This window comes from uncultured Ilumatobacter sp., assembly GCF_963980585.1.
GTDB lineage: Bacteria > Actinomycetota > Acidimicrobiia > Acidimicrobiales > Ilumatobacteraceae > Ilumatobacter_A.
The window spans coordinates 1-19,614 of sequence record NZ_CAXCAM010000016.1; the positions used below are offsets into that span (position 1 = coordinate 1).

Below are 19,614 nucleotides of genomic sequence, written 5' to 3' on the forward strand. Positions count from 1 at the left end.
AACGCATCATCCGGATTTTGCCGGTGGTGCGCTTTTTTCGTTTTCACCCCAAATCACCCCAACCAACACGAATGGGTGTGGGCGGACGTAGCATGTTCGGCCATGCCTGGTGACCGATCCTCAAGTTCTTCGCGCCGCAACGACGACGGTCGCCGCGACGGCAAGCCCGGTTCTGGGGGTTCTTCCGGTGGTTCGCGGAGCGGCGGCAGCCGTGATGACCGCGGCGCAAATGATCGCGGTGCAAATCGCTCCGACCGACGTGGCGGCAAGGGCTCCGGTCGCGACGATCGGTTCAAACAGGATCGCCCGCAGTTGACCGAGGCCGACCGCCGGTCGATGGACGTGAAGCGTCGACGTGGCCCCAAGCCAGAAGTCGACCCTGCGGTGGCGAAGGAACAAGAACGCGCCAAGATCGAGGCACGTACGACCGAGCAGTGGATCGATCAGGGCTCGGTTCGTGGTGCAGCCAAAGCGGCAACACAGCGGGCGGGCTCTCCCGACCGAGCGTCGCGTGACGCGCCCGAACTCGACCCCGAAATTGCCGCGCAGCTCAACGACGCGCTGGGTGCCCAACGTGGTGCCAGGTTGTCCGAACGACTGGCACAGGCGAGCGAAGCACTCGATCGCGAGCGTTTCGACGAAGCCAAACGGATCGCGACCTCCATCGCCAAAGAGGCGCCCGGCGTCGCTGCTGCGCACGAAGTCGCCGGCCTGGCGAATTACCGCCTCGGCAGGTACAAGCAGGCGGCCGCTTCGCTGGAGATTGCGCACGACCTGCACGAGAACCAAGAGATCTTGCCGCCGCTCGCAGACTGCTACCGGGCGCTTGAGCGCTGGTCGGCAGTCGAGCGCGTGTGGTTGCTCATCCGTGAATCATCACCGCGCCACGACATTCTGGCCGAGGGCCGGATCGTCGCCGCTGGCGCACTTGCGGACCGTGGCGACCTCCCGGCTGCAATCGAGACGATGATGCCAGCGACAAAGAACACCAAGTCGGTCAAGGAGCACCATCTCCGCCAGTGGTACGTGCTGGCCGACTTCTACGACCGACTGAACGACCCGATCAAGGCGCGCCGCTGGTTTGCGACAATTGCTGAAATTGACCCCGATTACGTCGACGTGCAGACCCGCTTGCGCCATATCGGGCGCTGACGATCAGGGCCGCGCAGTACGATGCACTTCTGATGGGGAGTCTGCAATTCCGAGCTGGAACTGTCGCGGTGGTGTCGAATTCGAAGGGTCGCGTCCTGGCATTTCAGCGCACCGATTTTCCCGGCCAATGGCAATTGCCCCAGGGCGGCATCGACGTTGGTGAGTCGCCGGTCGAGGGTGCCTGGCGAGAGTTGGAAGAGGAAACGGGGCTCGGCCCCACAGACGTCCGCCTCGTCGACGAATATCCCGACTGGACGGTGTACGAGTGGCCTGATGGCGTCAAACGAGGGGCACGTTTAGGGCAGGCGCAACGGTGGTTCTTTTTTGAGGCTCGCAACGACGAGGTTGAGCCGACCCCTGACGGTGACGAGTTCGACGACTGGAAGTGGGTGAAGGTGCCGTGGCTGGTCGACCAGGTGGTCGAGTTCCGCAAGCCTTCGTACCAGCGCGTGCTCGGTGCACGTTCATGACCGACCTGTTCGCAGCGGCTGCCGAGGAGACTCGCCGTGCTCGAGCGCCGCTAGCGGCCCGGCTTCGGCCCAAATCGATTGACGATGTCGTCGGCCAGGAGCACCTGGTCGGCCCGGGTCGTCCGCTGCGTTGCCTGGTCGAAAGCGACCGCTTGAGCTCAGCGCTGTTGTGGGGTCCGCCGGGCACGGGTAAGACCACGCTTGCTCTGGCCGTTGCGGGCTCGACAGCGCGTGCCTTCGAGCAACTCTCCGCCGTAACCGCCGGCGTGAAGGATGTGCGTGAAACCATCGAGCGTGCTCGCCAACGTTTGGGAGAACGTGGCCAAGGCACCATCTTGTTTCTCGATGAGATTCATCGTTTCTCGAAGGCCCAGCAGGACGCTCTCCTGCCGGCGGTGGAGGACGGCACCCTCACCTTGATTGGCGCAACGACCGAGAACCCGTTCTTCGAGGTCAACGCTCCGCTGCGCAGTCGTTCGACGCTTTTTCGCCTCGAACCGCTCGATCGTCCAGCTATCGAGCAGCTCGTGGCGCGAGGTCTCGAAGCCGAGGCGACGACGGCTGACGCCGATGCCCTCGAGCTACTCGTCGATCGGGCAGGCGGAGACGGTCGCCAGGTGTTGACCTCGCTCGACGTTGCATGTGCGTTGTCGGATTACACCCATGTCGTGCTCGCTCACGTCGAAGCAGCACTCGGGACCAGCGCGTTGCGCTACGGACGTGATGACCACTACGACGTCGTGAGCGCCTTCATCAAGTCGATGCGGGGGAGCGACCCCGATGCTGCGGTGTATTGGCTCGCGCGCATGCTCGAAGCAGGCGAGGACGCCCGATTCATCGCTCGGCGCATGGTGATTTTCGCCAGCGAAGACGTGGGGCTGGCCGACAGCCGAGGGCTGGATGTGGCAGTGGCAGCAGCCCACGCGCTCGAGCACGTCGGGTTGCCCGAAGCGCAGCTCAACTTGGCTCAGGCGGCGATCTACCTGGCCGCCGCCCCGAAGAGTAACCGAGCGGCGCTCGCGATTTGGAATGCACGTGCGGCTGTTCGCGACGGGGCGACAGGTGAAGTGCCTCCCCATCTTCGTGATAGCCACTATCAGGGTGCAGCAGCGCTGGGCCACGGAGTCGGGTACGAGTATCCTCACGACAGTCCAACTGGCTGGGTCGATCAGGAATACCTGCCCGAAGCCCAGCGCGGGCAGCGCTGGTACGAACCGAGCCAGCACGGCGAGGAACAAGAGATAGAGCAGCGAATGGCCACACGTACAACTGAGCAGTCTCCACATGGAGCATCAACATGAGCGCGGGCGACCTGGTGGTGGTGATCGCGGCGTTTGTCCTCATCTGCGGGTTCACGGCATTGATCGTCGTCCTGCTGCGGGTCCATGACACACTGCGCGATTTGCGTGAAGACGTCGTCGACCTGCGCGCCGAGACCACACCGCTCCTCCTCGAGATGCGGAGCACCACCGATGCGGCACGGTTGACCGTCGATGAGGCACGCAACGACCTTGAGCGGTTTGACAAGGTGCTCGGTTCCGCCGAAGCGATCGGCGATGCCGTCGGTAGCCGAGTGGCCCGCACGGCGTTCTCGTCGCCGGCGATCAAGGCTGCAGGGCTGGCCAAGGGAACGTCTCGAGCCTGGAGCCGTTTGCGCGGCAAGCCAATTGAGCGGTCGCTCATCGGACCGGACCCCAGCACAGCAGGAAACGTGATCGATGTGCGCAATCGCGGCGAACAGGCCCCAGAACGACGGAGACGACGAGCATGATGAAGCGAGTGACGTGGTTCGTCGGTGGCGTGGCCGCCGGCGTGGCCGGTGCCGGCTACGCGAAAACGAAGGTCAAGGAAGCAGCCTCGAATGTCGCACCCGCACAGGTGGCGAAGTCAGCGGTGACCAAGGCCAGAGCAAAGACACGCGACATCGCTGACGCGGTTCGTGAAGGGCGAGCGGTGATGAACCAGCATGAAGACGAACTCCATGCAAAACGCGAAGGCCGGCTCGAATCGCTCGAAGATCACGTGGAGCCCGGCGACAAGGTCTTCGTCGACGGTCAACCCGTCGACAGTGGCCGAGTCATCGTGATGCGTCAACGAGGCCGCTGAGCGCTGTGACGGTGATCGACACGGCAATCGACCTTGATGCCGTCGCGCGGGCGCTGCGCACGCGGCTCCGCCACGATCAGGTCAGGGATTCGCCGACATTGCGCAACCTCTACCGTCACGACGCGTCGAACATGACTGGTAGCGCCGGCATCGTCTGCTTTGCCGAGTCGACCGAAGACGTGCAGGCGTGCGTCCAGGTGGCAGCTGACATGGGGGTTCCGTTCATGGCCCGCGGGTCCGGAACCGGGCTCGCTGGCGGGGCGGTGCCGCCTCCAGACGCCATTGTCATCTCGACCACGAAGATGAACAAGATTCTTTCGGTCGACGAAGTAAATCGCATTGCTTGGGTCGAGCCCGGCGTGCTCAACCTCGATTTATCCAAACAGATCGCCCATCTCGGCGTGCACTTCGCGCCTGATCCGAGCAGCCAGCAGACCTGTTCGATCGGTGGCAACGTCGCCAACAATTCAGGTGGGCCGCACTGTCTTGCCGACGGTGTCACCAACGCACACATCCACGGCATGGAAGTCGTGCTGCCCGACGGGTCGATCAGCGTTCTCGGTGGCGAAGAGCCTGAGCCCGACGGACTGGATCTGCGCGGCGTCTTCGTCGGCAGCGAGGGCATGTTCGGCGTCGCAACGAAGATCTGCGTCCGGTTGATGCAGAACCCGCCAGACGTGGCAACGATGCTGATGGACTTCGGGTCGGTCGCCGAGGGGGCCAACCTGGTCAGCGACATCATTGCGTCGGGCATCGTGCCCGCTGCGGTCGAGATGATGGACCAGCTGTGTTTGATCGCGGTCGAGGAGTTCATCCACGCTGGGCTGCCTGTTGATCAGGCTGCCGCACTACTGATCGAAGTCGTTGGACCGCCTGCAGGGGTTGCGGCGGACGTGGAGCGCATCTTCGAGCTTGCGTCCGCACGAGGCGTCGGCACGATTCGAGTGGCCGCAGATGACGAGGAACGGGCGCTGCTGTGGAAAGGGCGGAAGTCGGCGTTCGGCGCCATCGCGAACATCATGCCCAACTACTACCTGCACGACACCGTGGTGCCGCGTCACAAGCTCGCAGAGGTGCTGGACCAAATCTACGAGATTGTCGAACGCCACGACTTGCGGGTGTTGAACGTGTTCCACGCCGGTGATGGCAACCTCCATCCGTTGATTCTGTTTGACGGTTCAGTCGAAGGAGTGTCCGAACGTGTTCACGCCGCGGGCAGGGAAATCGTGAAGGCATCCGTCGATGCAGGCGGCGTGCTGAGCGGCGAACACGGCATTGGGCTTGAGAAGAGGGACCTCATGCCGCTGATGTTCTCCGAGACCGATCTCAGTGCGCAAGCCGATCTGCGTCGAGCGTTCGACCCGCAACTGATTTCGAACCCCGACAAGGTCTTGCCGAACCCTGCCACATGTGGCGAAATCCACAGTGCCCCGGAAGGCGCATGGATCTAACACTCGAGGACTTCGCGGCAGCAGTCGGCTCCACCGGTCCGGTTGCAATTGCCGGGCTCGGGACACGGTCGCGCCCGCTGTCGGATGTCCGAGTCGTCCACGCTCCAATCGGCATCGAGTGGATCGAGCCCGCCGAGATGACGATTCGCTGCGGGGCAGGGACCCCAGTCGACGAGGTCGACGCGGCCCTCGCCGAACATGGACAGCAGGTCGCCGTGCACTCAGGGGGGACCGTCGGGGGCGCGCTGGCCGTCGGCCAGAGCGGGATTCGCCGGTTGGCTTACGGAGCGATGCGCGACGCGTTGCTGCAGGCCAACTACGTCAACGCTGCCGGCAAGCTCGTCAAAGCCGGCGGACCGACCGTGAAGAACGTCAGCGGATTCGATCTCTGTCGATTGTTGGTTGGGTCCCACGGAACGCTTGGGTTCATCGGTGACGTCATTCTTCGCACACGGCCGAAGGCGTCCTTCGAGCAATGGTTCACGTCCGATCGCGATCCGTGGGAACTGTTGACCGGACTGTTCCGCCCGACGTCAGTGCTGTGGGACGGAGCGACGACCTGGGTTCTGCTCGAAGGTGATGATCGCGACGTGGCGGAGATGGCCGAACGGTTTTTACTGACGGCCGTTTCGAGCGGCCCGGAGCTCCCGACGGGCGGCCGTTGGTCGATGGCGCCATCGGAATTGGTATCGCTGCGGGTGGCCTCGCCAGGTTCGTTCGTCGCCGAGATCGGTGTCGGCGTGGTCCACCACACGCGCCCCCGGCCGGAGCGATCGCCTGATCCCGTTCAGGCCGATCTGCACGCACGGATCAAGCAGGAGTTCGATCCAACCGGTCGCCTGAACCCTGGTATCGACGCGCTGTCGGTCCGTTGAGTCGAATCCGACGTGCTGCGCCCGTTCGTCGATCGCCCGGTCGCTGATCTCGACGCCGCCGGGCTGGTGGCGTCCCAGGCGGCTGCGCATTGGGGACTCGATGAGCCCATCTTGCTGCGCGCCAGCATGAATGCGATCTACCGGTCTGGCGACGTCGTGCTCCGCGTCAGCGCGCCGAGTGCACCAGCAGTTGCATCGATCGAACTCGCCGAGATGCTGCTCGATCGTGGGTTGGCTGTCACCCGTCCAATGCGTGCTGATGTCGTCGAGTCGAACGGGCTGAGCGCAACAGCGTGGGAGTATGTACCGAAGTCGAATGCTGCGATCGATTGGCAGTCCGTCGGGAAGTTGGTGCGGCGCACCCACGACATTGCTGTCGCTGACTTGCCTGCCAGGTATCCACTCCCACGCCCGATCGACTTCCCCTGGTGGGACTTCGCTGCGCTGCTCGACGATGTCGGTGCGGTACTCGACGAGTCGGCGCGAGCGGGGATCGTCGCAGCGATTCATCGTTGGCCGCATTGGACCGATGACGCTGGTTCGGTTGTCTGCCATGGCGACGTTCACCCAGGCAACGTGATCATGGCCGAGCGGGGACCCGTGCTGATCGACTGGGACCTCCTCTGCTGGGCGCCGCCTGGCTGGGATCACGCGCCGATGATGACCTGGCAGACACGGTGGGGTGGTGAAGCGTCCTGGTATGCCGGTTTCGCCGCCGGCTACGGGCGATCAATGGCCGGTGATCAGTCCGCCGAGGCCTTTGCAGAACTCCGCCTGGTTGCGGCGACCTTGATGCGACTGAAAGCAGCGATACGCAATGAGGCCGCCATGCCAGAGGCGCAGCGCCGGCTGGCGCACTGGCGCGGAGAATCCGACGCACCGATGTGGCAAGCCCAGTAGCGCCCGGTTGACTTGTCCACCATGTCAAGCGGCAGCACATCTGACCTGCGTGTGGCGGAATCACCGACGGGAGCGGGCCGCGGCGTGTTTGCCCGTCGGGTCATCACAGCCGGTGAGGAGATCGAACGGTGCCCCATGCTCATCGTCGATGGCGAGCGGGCCGAGGCGCTGTCGCTGGGAGCCGACGGATATGTGTTCGGCTGGGGAACTGAATCCACCGCGCTGGCATTGGGTTATGGATCGCTCTACAACCACAGCTACGCCCCGAACGCCGAGACCCTCGAAACTCAACATGAGCTGGTGATCACGGCATTGCGGACCATTCGCGAGGGTGATGAGATCTTCATCAACTACATGGGGACTGCTCAAGAAGGCGTCTGGTTCGACCTGCTCTAGAGCCTGAGGGCCAAGAGTTGGCGCATGGTTGTCAATCGGGCCGCACAGTCGCCCAGCCATGTTCGAAATCCCGTTCAGGGTGCACTGCGCTGAGCGGACCCTCGCTGTCGCGCCGATAGCCCAGGCCGTTGCCGGCCTTCGCGTATCCGATGAACCGTAAGAGATCGTCGGGCCAGTCAGCGACGATTGCTGGCGGGCATTCAAGAAATTGGTTGCTTGATTGCGTCAGCCAACTCGCCGCGTGCTGCAACGAGAGTCCAAGACGCCATCCGTCGCTCGTATTGGCCCCGCCGCCGTGATACAGCCTGCCCGTGTACAGCAAGAGTGACCCGGCCGCCATCTCGGCAGGGACGGCGGCATCAGCGTCGCGCGGCTCTGGGTTGCCGTCGCGATGACTGCCAGGAAAGATCCGGGTGGCACCGTTCGATGCGGTGAATTCGCTGATCGCCCACATTCCGTTCAACTCGATTTCGTTCGGAAAATCGACCATGTTGTACTTCCACTGGTCGCGGTGCAGCCGTTGGGCCGTCTCACCGGGCTCGATCTGGATGAACTCTGATGCAGAGAATCTCCATCCAGTCGTTGGCCCGAGTACGTGGCTCCCGCGCACATCACCGCCGGGTGCATCGCGATCGAGCGGAAGGTCGCCGAGCGGGGGAGCGGCGCTCCGGTCCGACGCGTGGCGTGCCCTTCGAAGGCACTGGCACCGATCGAGCCGGCACTGTCGAATGCGACCAACTCGCGCCGGTCAGCCTAAGCGGTCTCGTTTTGGATGGCATCCTCGACGACGCAGCATCCGGCCTGGTCGATTGCTGCGGTGATCGTGTGCAGCGTGGTCGGGTTGTCGTTCCACCGGACTCGAGGAATGGCCATGACTCCCAACGTAGACAGCGAGTCAGCCAGGTTGGCAGGTGGGGCAGTGGTAGCTCGTCCGGTTCTGGATGGCGAGCAGTTGGATCTCGGTACCGCATCGCAGGCAGTGGTCCCGTTTGTATGCGTAGGTGGCTTCGCCGCGTTTGATGCGGACGCCATTCGGAATGTCGAGTTCCGACCGTTCGACGGTGACGATGCGACCGTCCTTGACTCCCTTGCGCAGCATCGCCGTGATCGTGACCCAGAGCGCCTCCAGCTCGGCGATATCCAAATTGATGCCCGGCTGGAGTGGGTGGATGCCGCAGACGAAGAGTGCCTCGGCGCGATACACGTTGCCGACCCCAGCGACCACTGATTGATCCATGAGGAGATCGCCGATGCCGCGTTTGGACCGTGAGATCTTGTCGAACATCTTCTGTTTGCTCTGGCGCGGTTTGATGGGGTCGGGTCCGAGGCGACCCAGGATCTCGGTTCGCACCGACGGGTCGTCGATGGAACAAGCGGTGGGGCCCGCCAAGTCGATCGTTGCTGAGTCGGCGACAAGACGCATTCGGACGGCGCCGCGTGGTTCTGGACGATCGTCGCCGGTGTGCACTTTGAACTTGCCGAACAGCCCGAGGTGGACATGGCCAACTTCGCCGGTCGACCAGTGGTAAAAGAGATGCTTGCCGTGGGGCTCAATCTTGTCGAGAACGGCACCATCGACACGCTCGGCGTCACCAGCAAAACGTCCTTGCGGACTGGTGACGCGCACGGTTCGACCAGTGAGAAGCTTTCCGTGGTCCCTGGCAATCTTGTGAATGGTGTGTCCTTCTGGCACGAGGGCAGCGTACGGGTGGACCGGTCCGCGTACGCTGTTGTCGTGCTCGATGGCGTGTTGAACCTTGATCCCGGCAAGTTGTCGACGTGTGTCTCATGCGGGCTCTGCCTGCCGCACTGTCCAACATTTAGAGTGTCGGGTGAGGAGGCGTATTCGCCGCGAGGGCGCATCGACGCGATGCGCGCGGTTGAGTCCGGCGAACTTCCGATCGACAAGACCTTCGTGGACTTCATGGAGACATGCGTGCAGTGCCGAGGGTGTGAGCCGGCCTGTCCGAGCGGTGTGCAGTTCGGCGACTTGATGGAGGGCACGAGGTCAGCGCTGGCGTCGTCGAAGCGAATCACTCCGTGGTGGCAACGCATGGGATTTCAAGTGTTGCCGCGACATCGGCTGCTGCTTGCTGGGTCGTCGCTCCTCGCTGTTGCGCAGCGGCTGCGGCTCGTGCCCAAACGGCTGGGTCTCGCAACGTTGCCCATTCGGAGGCCAGCCCGCTTGGCGGCCACCGGGAGCGACGTGTGGCTGTTCACCGGTTGTGTGATGGATGCCTGGCAACGTCAGACGCATGTCAATACGGCGAAGCTCATCACTGCAGTCGGGGAGAGCTATGCGATTCCATCTGCCGGGGGTGGATGTTGCGGGGCGCTCCACGTGCACGCCGGACTTGAGGACGAGACGCGCCGGTTGGCAGCCGACGTGATGGCCTCCATGCCAGGCGATGCTCCGATCGTCGTCAATTCGGCGGGTTGCGGGGCGGCGATGAAGGACTACGGGCACCTCATCGGGACCCCGGATGCGGTGGCTTTCAGCATGCGGGTGCTCGACGTGAACGAGTACCTGGCCGAGCGCGTCGATCGTCTTCCATCGATGGCGAGTCCTCGACCGACAGTGATCGTGCAAGACCCGTGCCACTTGCGTCACGTGCAACGCGTGGTTGATCCGGTCCGCACCCTGTTGGGGCATGTGGCGTCGGTCGTCGAACTCGATGACGATGGATTGTGCTGCGGTGCAGGTGGGGCATACTCAGCGTTGCAGCCCGACCTCGCCGGCCAGATTCGGGAACGCAAGGTTGCTTCGATCGCCCGCGCTACCAGCCGCAGTGATGCCTCGCTGGTTGCGAGCGCCAACCCCGGCTGCTCGATGCACTTGAGCGCAGTGCTCGGCGACGACCTGGAGGTTCGTCACCCCGTCGACATCGTGGCCGACGCGCTGGGACTCTGAGGTGGCGAACTATGGCGATCTCGTACACCGGCTGACGGCGATTGGCGCCGACATCGATGAGATCGCCTTCGACGCGCTGCGTGAAGCCGTGGCTGACGGCGAGATGCAACGGCCCGTCGACGACAAGAAGCTGATGCAGGCACGTCGCGCGATCGAAAAGGCTGCAGGGATTCTGCGTCAACTCGACGGTGACGACTCAGACAACTGGTGACCGGAGAGCGACAACTGGTCGGATCGCTTTGTGGCTACGTGACGTAGGAGTTGATGTCGCCGATGAGGCGGATGATGTCGCCGTATCCGTGTCGCGTGAAGTGGAACGCGATCCGCTCGAGGTCGAGCTTGTCGTCGTCGCGCACTTCGATCTTGTACGGCTCGGCCCGGTGAATCGTGCCGTCGACGACGAGGTGGCCGTACCGCTCGTTGAGATCGGCAAGCTGGGCGTTCGTTGGCGCACGCTGCATGCGCATCACCATGTGGTCACCGACGAAGCGGATCGAGTCGTAGTTCGCGTAAAACTCGTCGATGATCCGACACGCCTCATCGCAGGAGTCGGTGATTGTGTACAGCGCCGTATCGCCGGCGGACACCAATCCACGGCGAACGAGCTGCTGCATGAGGCCGTCGACGGCCTCCCAGTAGGGGTCGCCCGGCTCATCGAGCAACACGATTGGAACGGGGATGCCTTTGCCGGTCTGCGTGAGCGTGAGCAACTCGAACGTCTCGTCAAGCGTGCCGACTCCGCCGGGCAGGCAGACGAAGCCTTGTGATTCTTTGATGAGCATGAGCTTGCGGGTGAAGAAGTACTTCATCGACACGTGCTTGTCGTCGTCGGCGATGATCGAGTTCGCGCCGGATTCGAAGGGAAGCCGGATCGAGACGCCGATTGAGTTCTCGACACCCGCGCCTTCCATGCCTGCCTGCATAATTCCTGGGCCCGCCCCTGTGACGGTCATCCAGCCTCGGTCAGCCAACGCTGCGGCCAGGTTCCGGGCTTGCGCGTAGAGCGGATCATCGGGCTTGATCCGAGCCGAACCGAAGATCGAGACCTTGCGCTCGTTCTTGTAGGGCTTGAACATCTCGTAGGCATCGCGCATCTCCGCGAGCGCAGCGGTGGCAATTTTCAGGTCAAGCATGTCAGGCTCGTCAGTGATGAGACCGAGTGCTTCGGAAACCAACTCTGTCGCGAGTCGAACCGATCCGGAAACTCCGAGTTCTTCGACGATGACCCGGGCGCGAGCCGCGGCAGATTCAGATACACCTGATGCCATGAACAACGGATCCTACGGCTCGAAGAAGCTGGGTGCAGTCCTCGGCTTGCTGGCGACCGCTGTGGGCCTGGCCGCCGCCGAGTTGGTCGTCGGCCTCGTTCAGGGGTCCTCGTCACCGGTGGTGCCCGTCGGTCAGGAATTCATCGACTGGACGCCGAAGTGGTTGAAGAACTGGGCGATCGAGCAGTTCGGAACCAGCGACAAGGCCGTTCTCGTATCGGGCGCGCTGATCGTGGTGCTCGGACTCGGCGTGGTCGTCGGCATCTTGATGATGCGTGGGGAGCGGGCGGGTGCGTTTGCGCTGACCGGAGCCATCGGGGTTGTCGGCGCCTGGGCCGTGCTGATTCGGCCTGACCCGACGATTGCCAAGCTCTTGCCGACCATTGTCGGCACAGGTGTCTCGATCGCTGTGCTCTGGTGGCTCGGCCCGAAACCCCAGGTGTTGGAGGAAGACGGTCATCGCGTGATGATGGGCGTCGACCGGCGCCAGTTCCTCACCGGAGCGGTCACCGTTGGGTCTGCAGCTGCCGTCACGGGCGGCGTCGGACGAGTACTGCAGCAACGCTTCGAGGTGAACGAGGAGCGCGCAAACCTGGCGATTCCTGACGTGGACAACGCGGCCCAAGCCGTCCCCGGCGATTTCGAGTTGGGGGTCGAAGGCATCGAATCCTTTGTCGTGCCCAATGACAACTTCTATCGGATTGATACAGCGCTCGTGGTGCCACAGGTCCGAGTCGACACGTGGAAGCTGCAGATCAGCGGTCTTGTGGACAACCCCATCGAGCTGACATTTGATGACCTGCTCGCTCGTCCGCAGATCGAGCGCCACATCACGCTGTCATGTGTGTCGAATCCAGTCGGTGGTGATCTGGTCGGTAATGCGCTCTGGCAGGGCGTGTTACTCAAAGACATCCTCGACGAGGCCGGTGTGCAGCCTGATGCCGAACAAGTGGTCAGTCGCTCGATCGACGGTTGGACCTGCGGGAGTCCCCTCGAATCAATCATGGACGGCCGCGACGCCATGTTGGCGATTGCCATGAACGGCGAGCCGCTCCCGGCGCAGCACGGTTACCCCGTCCGGATTGTTGTACCCGGCTTGTTTGGCTACGTGTCAGCGACCAAGTGGGTGACGGACATCCGCCTGACCCGCTGGGACGAGTTCGATGCCTACTGGATCCCGCGCGGCTGGTCGAAGCTCGGACCGGTCAAGACCATGGCGCGGATCGACACGCCCCGCAGCGGTTCGAAAAGGACTGGCGAGGTCGCGATCGGCGGTGTCGCGTGGGCAGTGCACCGCGGTGTATCGAAGGTGCAGATCCGCGTCGACGAAGGCGAGTGGCGCGACGCCGAGATGGCCTCGGTGCCCTCGAATGACACCTGGGTGCAGTGGGTGTATCGCTTGAACGATGTCGAGCCGCGCAAGCACACGATCGAAGCGCGGGCCTTCGACGGGATGGGTGAACCGCAGCCGTCAGAGCCGGCAGCCGTCGCCCCGAACGGCGCCCAGGGCTATCACCGCATCTCGCTGACCATCGACGGCTGAGCGAACGCAGCCTCGAAATCAGCTGCGGAGTTCGGCGGCCTTGTCTTCGAGGGCTTCGATCAACTCATCGAATGCACCGATGAAGCTCGCAACGCCCTCGCGCTCGAGTTGATCGGCGACGTCGTCCATGTCGACGCCCACTGAGGGGAGTGCCGCCCAGACTGCTGCAGACTCGTCCACGTCAGCATCGACGCGACGAGCGACGGTGCCGTGATCGGCAAACGCTTCGAGGGTCGGCTCGGGCAGTGTGTTGACGGTGTCGGGGCCGATGAGTTCGTCGACGTAGAGCACGTCGGAATAGGCAGGGTTCTTGGCGCCGGTCGAAGCCCACAGCGGACGCTGGACGTGGGCGCCACGTGCTGCCAGCGCTTCCCAACGGGGACCGCTAAACCGCTCGGCGAACAACTTGTAGGCAAGCTTGCCCTGAGCAACCGCAGCCTGACCGCGCAGCGCAAGGGCGGCGTCGGATCCGTTTGCCTCAAGACGCTTGTCGACCTCGACGTCGACACGGCTGATAAAGAAGCTCGCAACACTGGCAACTTGTGACAGGTCGGCGTCGGGATCTTTGGCAAAGCGCTCGAGCCCGGTGAGGTACGCGTCGATTACTTCGGCATAGCGCGGCAGGCTGAAGATCAACGTGACGTTGATCGAACGGCCTTCGGCAATCATCTGCTCGATAGGAGCGATGCCCTCGGCTGTACCCGGGATCTTGACCATCAGGTTGCGGCGCTGGATTCGTTCGTGCAACTCACGGGCAGCAGCCTCCGTGCCCGGGCCATCGTGGGCGAGGCTCGGTGCCACTTCGACACTGACGAAGCCATCGGTGCCGTTCGACTGGTCGTAGACCTTCGAGAACACGTCGCAAGCGCCGTGAATGTCACGGATAACGAGCGACCAGTAGTCGTCAACGATCGACCCGCCGTCGGCAGCGATCTCGTTGAACTGCTCGTCGTAGTCCGCCGAACCCTGAATTGCCTTCTGGAAGATCGACGGATTCGAGGTCAGTCCACGGACACCGCTGTCGCGCACTTCCACGAGCTTGCCGGATGTGATGTAGTCACGCTTCAAGTTGTCCAGCCAAGGGCTCTGGCCCTGCTGGACGAAGAGATCCTGCAAACGGTCACTCATGTCGTTGCTCCAGTTTGATCGTTGGTTCGAGTTCAGTTCGCCAGCGTTGTGGCCTGGGCCACCACGTTGTCGACATTGATGCCAAGCTTGTCGAGCACGAGGCCACCCGGGGCGCTGGCTCCGAATCGGTCGATGCCGATCGAGGCATCGGCGTACTTGGCCCATCCGAACGTGACGCCGGCCTCGACGGAGAGCACCGGAACGCCCGTGGGGAACACGCCAGCCTTGAAGTCGTCGCTCTGCTCGTCGAAGCGGTCCCAGCTCGGCATGGAGACAACCTGTGCTGCGATGCCTGTTGCTGCGAGTTGCTCGGCTGCCTGGGTGCACAGTGCCACCTCGCTACCGGTTGCGGCCAGGACGACTTGGGGCGTGTCGGCGGGATACACGACAGCCGCGCCCGTGCAGACGGCTTCGCCGTCGGTGGTGACTGTGATGTTCTGACGGCTGAGGACGATGACGGTGGGTCCATCGTGCAGGACCGCGTCTGCCCAGGCCTGAATGGTCTCGTTGGCGTCGGCTGGCCGAATCACATGCAGGCCAGGGATGGCTCGGAGCGAGGCCAGTTGCTCGACAGGTTGATGGGTCGGGCCGTCTTCGCCGACGCCGACCGAGTCGTGCGTGAACACGAAGCAGACCTTGGCGCCAGTGAGAGCAGCCAAACGGATCGGCGGCCGCATGTAGTCCGCGAACACGAAGAACGTTGCGGTGACCGGGAGAACACCACCATGTGCTGACATGCCGACGGCTGCAGCACCCATCGCGTGCTCGCGCACGCCGAAGTGCAGGTAGCGGCCGGCTTCGTTGTCGGTGGCGAAGGGTGTGGATCCGCCGAGCGCGACGCCATTGCTGCCCTTGAGGTCCGCTGATCCGCTCATCAGCCCGGGGAGGAGTGCGAAGGTGGCGTCGAGCGCCTTCTGAATGGCCTTTCGGGTGGCCACCGAATCGCCTTGCTCGTACACCGGGAGGTCGGCGTTCCAGCCGTCGAGTCCGCTTTGGGCCCAGGCGGCCTGCCAGTCGGGTGACTCGGTTGCCGTTTTCGCTGCCGCTTGCCAAGCAGCGTTGGACGCTGCGCCGCGTCCACCGACATGTGAGCGATATGCGCCAACGAGTTCAGGCGGGGCCCAGAACGCCTCGTCTGGGATCCCCATGACCGCCTTCGTTCGGGTGACGTCTTCGGGGGTGAACGGGTTGCCGTGGGCGTGATTCGTATCGACGTGATCCGGTGAGGGATAGCCGATGTGCGTCCGCAACATGATCAGGGTTGGTTGCGCCGTGTCTTTTGCAGCGTTGAGTACTGCCTCAAGTGCATCGACATCGTTGCTGATGTCGCCGACTTCTTGGACATCCCACCCATACGACCGGAACCTGGCGGCGGTGTCCTCGTTGACGGTGAGGTCGGTTGGGCCATCGATGGTGATCTTGTTGTCGTCGAAGATGCAGACGAGGTGTCCCAAGCCGAGATGGCCTGCCCACGAGGCGGCCTCGTGGCTGACGCCTTCCATGAGGCAGCCGTCGCCGGCGACCACAAATGTGTGGTGGTTCACTGCGTCGGCTCCGAATCGGGCGCGCAGGTTGGCCTCGGCGATGGCCATGCCGACGGCATTGGCGAAGCCTTGGCCAAGCGGACCGGTGGTGACCTCGACGCCGGCGGTGTGGCCGACTTCAGGATGACCAGGTGTGAGCGAGCCCCACTGGCGGAACTGTTTGAGGTCCTCGAGTTCGAGGCCGTAGCCACTGAGAAACAGCATCGAATACTGGAGGATCGAGACATGGCCACCGGACAGAACGAACCGGTCGCGATCGGTCCAGTGCGGGTCCGCTGGGTCGTGCTTCATCACCCTGCTGTACAGAGTGTGAGCAAGCGGCGCGAGAGCCATCCCGGTGCCTTGGTGGCCGCTGTTTGCGGCGAGCGGGCCATCCATCGACATACCTCTCACCAGAGAGATGGCGGCGGCGTCTTGTTCAGCAGTCAGCGACACGCGTCCGAGGGTAGTTGAGGCCGGCCCCGAACCGAACAACCGTCAGTCCGCGACGGGTGGAAGCAGCGTAAACGGAACGAGGTGCCACGGGTTCTTGTCCACCCGGCAGTGGGCAAAGATCTGCTTGTAACTGTCGAAGTCGAGCTCACCCTTGACCAGCCGATAGGTGAACTTGCCCGGTTCAACGGTGAACGGGCTGACATTGCGCGCGAGCTGCTCGCTGTCCTCCTCCACGCCGTTGCGGAAGATCACTTCGAAGACACCGTTGCCGGAGGCTCCCTCAGGACAGAAGATCAAGGCCACCAGGTGGGGGTCGATCGTGACGGGCGCGGGAGATGGAGCGGCCTGGCTGAACATCACGCCGGTCATGTCGATGCGGGTCGACGGGCCTGGGGCCTGACGCATCTCGAAGTTCTCGACGAACAGTGCGGAAACGATCTGCATGACGATGGATCGTACCGAGCAAGAATCTCAGCTGAGGATTGCGACCAGGAACTCAGACGTCGCGTCATAGGGGCGGCCATCCCAAGAGCTGAGGCGGACGTCAACGGTCAATCCGACTGCGTTGACATCCTCAAAGAACTCGTCGAAGGGATAGTCGCGCCCGGCTCCGAATCCGATGACCAGGCGACCCTCTGGCCGCAGGCTGTGGCGCAGGTTCGTCAGCACCGCCCGGCGAGTGCTCGGGGCAAGGAATGTCACGACGTTGCCTGCCGAGACGATGACATCGAAGCCATCCCCGGCGACGTCCGGTGCCAGGCTCAGTTCAGCGAGATCCGCGACGATCCAGGTTGGGCCCGGGTGATCAGCATTCGCGGCAACGATCAACACCGGATCGACATCGACGCCGACCACGGTGTGACCGAGCGAGTGGAGAAATGCTCCGACGCGACCTGGGCCGCATCCAGCGTCGAGGACTCGAGCGGCGCGGGGCGCCAGTGCATCGATCAACCGTGCCTCGCCGGCGAGGTCGCGGCCTTCGGCTTCCATCGTGCGAAATCGTTCGACGTATCGGTGCGAGTGAGTGGGGTCTTCCCGCACGATCTCGGTCCACTTGCTTGGCTCAACCTGCGGCTCAGTCACGGTCAGGCTCCCAACGTGAAACGGACGCGGCGATTGCGTTTGCCCTTATTTTCGATTTTCCCGATCTTGAACGGAGGACTCTCGGCGGTATTCGAGAGATGCGTGCCGCCGCAGGCTTGGCGGTCAAGACCGGCGACATCGATGAGTCGGAGGCGGCCGTCGTCGGTGGGCGGGGGAGCAACGGACAGCGAGCGCACCAACCCGTTGGTTGCCGCTGCCTCGGCGGCGTCGACGTAGACCGCGTCAACTGCGTGACTGCGTTCGATCACGTCGTTGACAGGGGCCTCGAGCGCCCGAAGGCGATCGTTGTCGATCTGGCTCAGATCGAAATCCATGCGCCCAGTGCCATCGCCGTTGATCTGGGCCCCGGTGACGAGGGAGCCTTCGAACTCTTGGTACACGAAGGCATTCAGGACGTGGCTCATCGTATGAAGCGAGGCAACACGATGGCGGTGATCGGTATCGATCCGCACCTCGACGTCACCGTCGATGAGCGCTGACTCATCGTCCAGCATGTGCCACCACGTGTCGCCGTCCACCTCGATGCGGGCCACGGTGACCGGCCCATCTGACGTCACCAATGTCCCGATGTCGCTGACCTGACCACCGCCACCCGGATGAAACGCGGAGCGCGAAAGAGCAACGGCGCCAGGTCGCGCATCGACGACTGACGCGTCGTGCGCAGTGAGGTCCGGGTGCTCGTGACACAGGTAGATCGCCATGAGAACGAGCGTAGGTCCGCACGTCCGACGCGCTACATCCAGCGCCGAGGGATTCTGAGCACGATGCGATACGAGCCGGTCGTGTCGACGGGTCCGAACGAATGTGAGTCCTCCGTACGAATGTCTCGATTGTCCGATTCGACGATCATCGACCCGCCATCGGTGGCACTGACCCGCTTCACCATCCAGAACCCCGGTCGATCCGGATGTTCGAAGGTCCGGATCTGACCGACGCGCACTCGACCAAAGGTGACGCCGATCAGACCCTGGCCATCGACGATTGTTGGTTCCATCGATCGATCACGGCTCAGAAATCGGCGAGGCAGGAGTCGGCGCGGGGCACGTCGAAGGGGATCCAGCTGTTGGGGTTCGAAGGACATGAGAATTGTGGTGCTGAATTGTGGTGCTGATCGGTGCCCGATCGCGTTCGATGAGTGTATGTTTCGAGGGATTGTCCGGGGGCCCACCAGACGTGCGCCCCATCCGAATCTCAAGGAGATATCTATGTTCGCCAAGCTTTTCGCCAACGCCACTGTTGCCCACGCACACTGCGACCTCTACTGCGGCGTCTATGACCCCGCACAGGCCAAGATCGAGGCGCTCTCGGTCCTCAAGACCGCCAAGAAGTACGCAGAGTCTGACGACGAGGTCTTCCGCGCCCGCTGTATCTCGATCAAGGAAGCTCGCGCCGAGGAGACCAAGCATCACCTGATGGTGCTCTGGGCAGACTTCTTCGCTCCTGACCATTTCGCAGCGCACCCCAACTTGCACCAGCTCTTCTGGGATGCCATCCATCAGGCCGGCGAGGCAAAGAAGACCATGGATCCCGCGGCTGGCGAGAAGCTCGTGTCGCTGATCGACGAAATCGCGGTCATCTTCTGGAGCACCGAGAAGTCCAAGGCAATGGGTGTCTACCCGCCGGCCTGATCCCATGCCGAAAGCGGCGAGATAGCGTTCGCAACGCATGTCGAGCCAGATCATCAACGAGCGCGTCACCGACGCAAGCAGTGGTGATCGATCGACGCGCGACCAAATTCTTGATGCGTCGCTGATCTGCTTTGCCCACGCGGGCTACAGCGGCACGTCATTGAACGACATTGCCGCCGAAGTCGGCATCCGGCGACCCAGCCTGTTGCACCACTTCCTGTCGAAGGAAGCGCTGTACGGCGAGGTGTTCGAGCGGCTGCTCAGCGACTGGTTTGCTCGGCTGGTCGGGGCGATTGACGCCCCGGCCTCCGGGTGGCTGAAGGTCGAGGGTGTGTTGCGGGCCGGATTCGGCTTCTTCGCCGACAATCCGAACTATGTGATCCTGATGCGCCGTGAGGCCATCGATGGTGGGGCACACCTGGGTATTGACCTCGCTGCCGTGTTGAGGCCGATGTTCGACCAGGCCGCTGACTATTTTCGACGCGAGATGGACGCTGGCACGTTTCGCGAACAGAACGCCGAGCAGTTGCTGCTCACCGGCTACGGCGCACTCCTCAGTTACTTTTCCGATGCTCCGTTCCTCGAGGGGCTGCTCGACGAGAATCCGCTGTCAGCAGCGGCGCTCGAACGCCGGAGCGCACACATCATCGAATTCTTTCGCGCTGCACTCGTGCCGTCCTGAACTCCGGAGGCCTGGAAAGTA

The 19,614-nt window shown here is 63.2% G+C and carries 23 protein-coding genes; 14 read left to right on the forward strand and 9 right to left on the reverse strand.

Annotated features, from left to right (window positions below):
* Positions 1-102: 102 nt before the first annotated feature.
* From ACH2DW_RS07010 to ACH2DW_RS07050, 9 genes are read left to right on the forward strand one after another with little or no spacing between them, the layout of a single operon-like run.
* Positions 103-1,152, forward strand: a complete 1,050-nt coding sequence (locus ACH2DW_RS07010) for a tetratricopeptide repeat protein (RefSeq protein WP_394929015.1) — start codon at positions 103-105, stop codon at positions 1,150-1,152.
* Positions 1,153-1,184: 32 nt separating this feature from the next.
* Positions 1,185-1,622 carry an NUDIX domain-containing protein gene (locus tag ACH2DW_RS07015; RefSeq protein ID WP_394929016.1) on the forward strand — a complete coding sequence of 146 codons (438 nt, stop codon included), beginning with the start codon at positions 1,185-1,187 and terminating at the stop codon, positions 1,620-1,622.
* Positions 1,619-2,923, forward strand: a complete 1,305-nt coding sequence (locus ACH2DW_RS07020) for a replication-associated recombination protein A (protein ID WP_394929017.1) — start codon at positions 1,619-1,621, stop codon at positions 2,921-2,923. The genes ACH2DW_RS07015 and ACH2DW_RS07020 overlap by 4 nt, the downstream gene beginning before the upstream one ends.
* The gene (locus ACH2DW_RS07025; RefSeq protein WP_394929018.1) at positions 2,920-3,393 is read left to right on the forward strand and encodes a hypothetical protein; all 474 of its coding nucleotides are present in this window, start codon (positions 2,920-2,922) and stop codon (positions 3,391-3,393) included. The genes ACH2DW_RS07020 and ACH2DW_RS07025 overlap by 4 nt, the downstream gene beginning before the upstream one ends.
* Positions 3,390-3,728 carry a hypothetical protein gene (locus ACH2DW_RS07030; RefSeq protein WP_394929019.1) on the forward strand — a complete coding sequence of 113 codons (339 nt, stop codon included), beginning with the start codon at positions 3,390-3,392 and terminating at the stop codon, positions 3,726-3,728. Before ACH2DW_RS07025 ends, ACH2DW_RS07030 begins: the two co-directional genes overlap by 4 nt.
* An 11-nt stretch (positions 3,729-3,739) precedes the next feature.
* On the forward strand, positions 3,740-5,179 hold the full coding sequence (locus ACH2DW_RS07035; protein WP_394929020.1) for an FAD-binding oxidoreductase: 1,440 nt from the start codon (positions 3,740-3,742) through the stop codon (positions 5,177-5,179).
* The gene (locus ACH2DW_RS07040) at positions 5,170-6,054 is read left to right on the forward strand and encodes an FAD-binding oxidoreductase (RefSeq protein WP_394929021.1); all 885 of its coding nucleotides are present in this window, start codon (positions 5,170-5,172) and stop codon (positions 6,052-6,054) included. The genes ACH2DW_RS07035 and ACH2DW_RS07040 overlap by 10 nt, the downstream gene beginning before the upstream one ends.
* A 12-nt stretch (positions 6,055-6,066) precedes the next feature.
* Positions 6,067-6,954, forward strand: a complete 888-nt coding sequence (locus tag ACH2DW_RS07045) for a phosphotransferase enzyme family protein (RefSeq protein WP_394929022.1) — start codon at positions 6,067-6,069, stop codon at positions 6,952-6,954.
* Positions 6,955-6,975: 21 nt separating this feature from the next.
* Positions 6,976-7,350 carry an SET domain-containing protein-lysine N-methyltransferase gene (locus tag ACH2DW_RS07050; RefSeq protein ID WP_394929023.1) on the forward strand — a complete coding sequence of 125 codons (375 nt, stop codon included), beginning with the start codon at positions 6,976-6,978 and terminating at the stop codon, positions 7,348-7,350.
* A gap of 31 nt (positions 7,351-7,381) precedes the next feature.
* Here ACH2DW_RS07050 and ACH2DW_RS07055 read toward each other — a convergent pair whose 3' ends face one another.
* Together ACH2DW_RS07055 and ACH2DW_RS07060 are read right to left on the reverse strand one after the other, a co-directional pair.
* Entirely contained in the window at positions 7,382-7,960 is a 579-nt protein-coding gene (locus ACH2DW_RS07055; RefSeq protein ID WP_394929024.1) for a phytanoyl-CoA dioxygenase family protein, read from the reverse strand.
* 285 nt (positions 7,961-8,245) lie between these two features.
* Positions 8,246-9,043: an Fpg/Nei family DNA glycosylase gene (locus tag ACH2DW_RS07060; protein WP_394929025.1), complete on the reverse strand. Its 798-nt coding sequence runs from the start codon at positions 9,041-9,043 to the stop codon at positions 8,246-8,248.
* A gap of 42 nt (positions 9,044-9,085) precedes the next feature.
* On the opposite strand from ACH2DW_RS07060, the gene ACH2DW_RS07065 reads away from it, so the two are divergent.
* The gene (locus tag ACH2DW_RS07065) at positions 9,086-10,261 is read left to right on the forward strand and encodes a (Fe-S)-binding protein (RefSeq protein ID WP_394929026.1); all 1,176 of its coding nucleotides are present in this window, start codon (positions 9,086-9,088) and stop codon (positions 10,259-10,261) included.
* Position 10,262: 1 nt separating this feature from the next.
* Complete coding sequence (locus tag ACH2DW_RS07070; RefSeq protein WP_394929027.1) at positions 10,263-10,472, forward strand: hypothetical protein; 210 nt, start codon at positions 10,263-10,265, stop codon at positions 10,470-10,472.
* 34 nt (positions 10,473-10,506) lie between these two features.
* Here the strand turns inward: ACH2DW_RS07070 and ACH2DW_RS07075 are convergent, their stop codons facing one another.
* Entirely contained in the window at positions 10,507-11,529 is a 1,023-nt protein-coding gene (locus tag ACH2DW_RS07075) for a TIGR00730 family Rossman fold protein (protein WP_394929028.1), read from the reverse strand.
* Here ACH2DW_RS07075 and ACH2DW_RS07080 point away from each other — a divergent pair.
* The gene (locus ACH2DW_RS07080; RefSeq protein ID WP_394929029.1) at positions 11,528-13,072 is read left to right on the forward strand and encodes a molybdopterin-dependent oxidoreductase; all 1,545 of its coding nucleotides are present in this window, start codon (positions 11,528-11,530) and stop codon (positions 13,070-13,072) included. The two genes, ACH2DW_RS07075 and ACH2DW_RS07080, sit on opposite strands and share 2 nt — an antisense overlap.
* A gap of 18 nt (positions 13,073-13,090) precedes the next feature.
* Here the strand turns inward: ACH2DW_RS07080 and tal are convergent, their stop codons facing one another.
* The 6 genes from tal to ACH2DW_RS07110 are packed head-to-tail and all read right to left on the reverse strand — an operon-like array spanning position 13,091 to position 18,277.
* Positions 13,091-14,200, reverse strand: coding sequence for a transaldolase (tal, locus tag ACH2DW_RS07085; protein ID WP_394929030.1), 1,110 nt, complete (start codon positions 14,198-14,200; stop codon positions 13,091-13,093).
* Between the two features lie 32 nt (positions 14,201-14,232).
* Positions 14,233-16,179 (reverse strand): transketolase, encoded by a 1,947-nt coding sequence (tkt, locus tag ACH2DW_RS07090; protein WP_394929031.1) that lies wholly within the window; start codon positions 16,177-16,179, stop codon positions 14,233-14,235.
* A 42-nt stretch (positions 16,180-16,221) separates the two neighbouring features.
* Entirely contained in the window at positions 16,222-16,623 is a 402-nt protein-coding gene (locus ACH2DW_RS07095; RefSeq protein WP_394929032.1) for a hypothetical protein, read from the reverse strand.
* A gap of 27 nt (positions 16,624-16,650) precedes the next feature.
* Positions 16,651-17,268 carry a class I SAM-dependent methyltransferase gene (locus tag ACH2DW_RS07100; RefSeq protein WP_394929080.1) on the reverse strand — a complete coding sequence of 206 codons (618 nt, stop codon included), beginning with the start codon at positions 17,266-17,268 and terminating at the stop codon, positions 16,651-16,653.
* A complete protein-coding gene (locus ACH2DW_RS07105; RefSeq protein ID WP_394929033.1) occupies positions 17,265-17,984 on the reverse strand; it encodes an alanyl-tRNA editing protein in 720 nt (239 codons plus the stop codon). The genes ACH2DW_RS07100 and ACH2DW_RS07105 overlap by 4 nt, the downstream gene beginning before the upstream one ends.
* 32 nt (positions 17,985-18,016) lie before the next feature.
* Positions 18,017-18,277, reverse strand: a complete 261-nt coding sequence (locus ACH2DW_RS07110) for a S26 family signal peptidase (protein ID WP_394929034.1) — start codon at positions 18,275-18,277, stop codon at positions 18,017-18,019.
* A gap of 211 nt (positions 18,278-18,488) precedes the next feature.
* Here ACH2DW_RS07110 and sodN point away from each other — a divergent pair, with 211 nt between their 5' ends.
* Both sodN and ACH2DW_RS07120 read left to right on the forward strand, forming a co-directional pair.
* Positions 18,489-18,911: a superoxide dismutase, Ni gene (gene sodN / locus ACH2DW_RS07115; RefSeq protein WP_394929035.1), complete on the forward strand. Its 423-nt coding sequence runs from the start codon at positions 18,489-18,491 to the stop codon at positions 18,909-18,911.
* A gap of 37 nt (positions 18,912-18,948) precedes the next feature.
* The gene (locus ACH2DW_RS07120) at positions 18,949-19,593 is read left to right on the forward strand and encodes a TetR/AcrR family transcriptional regulator (RefSeq protein WP_394929036.1); all 645 of its coding nucleotides are present in this window, start codon (positions 18,949-18,951) and stop codon (positions 19,591-19,593) included.
* Positions 19,594-19,614 lie beyond the last annotated feature (21 nt).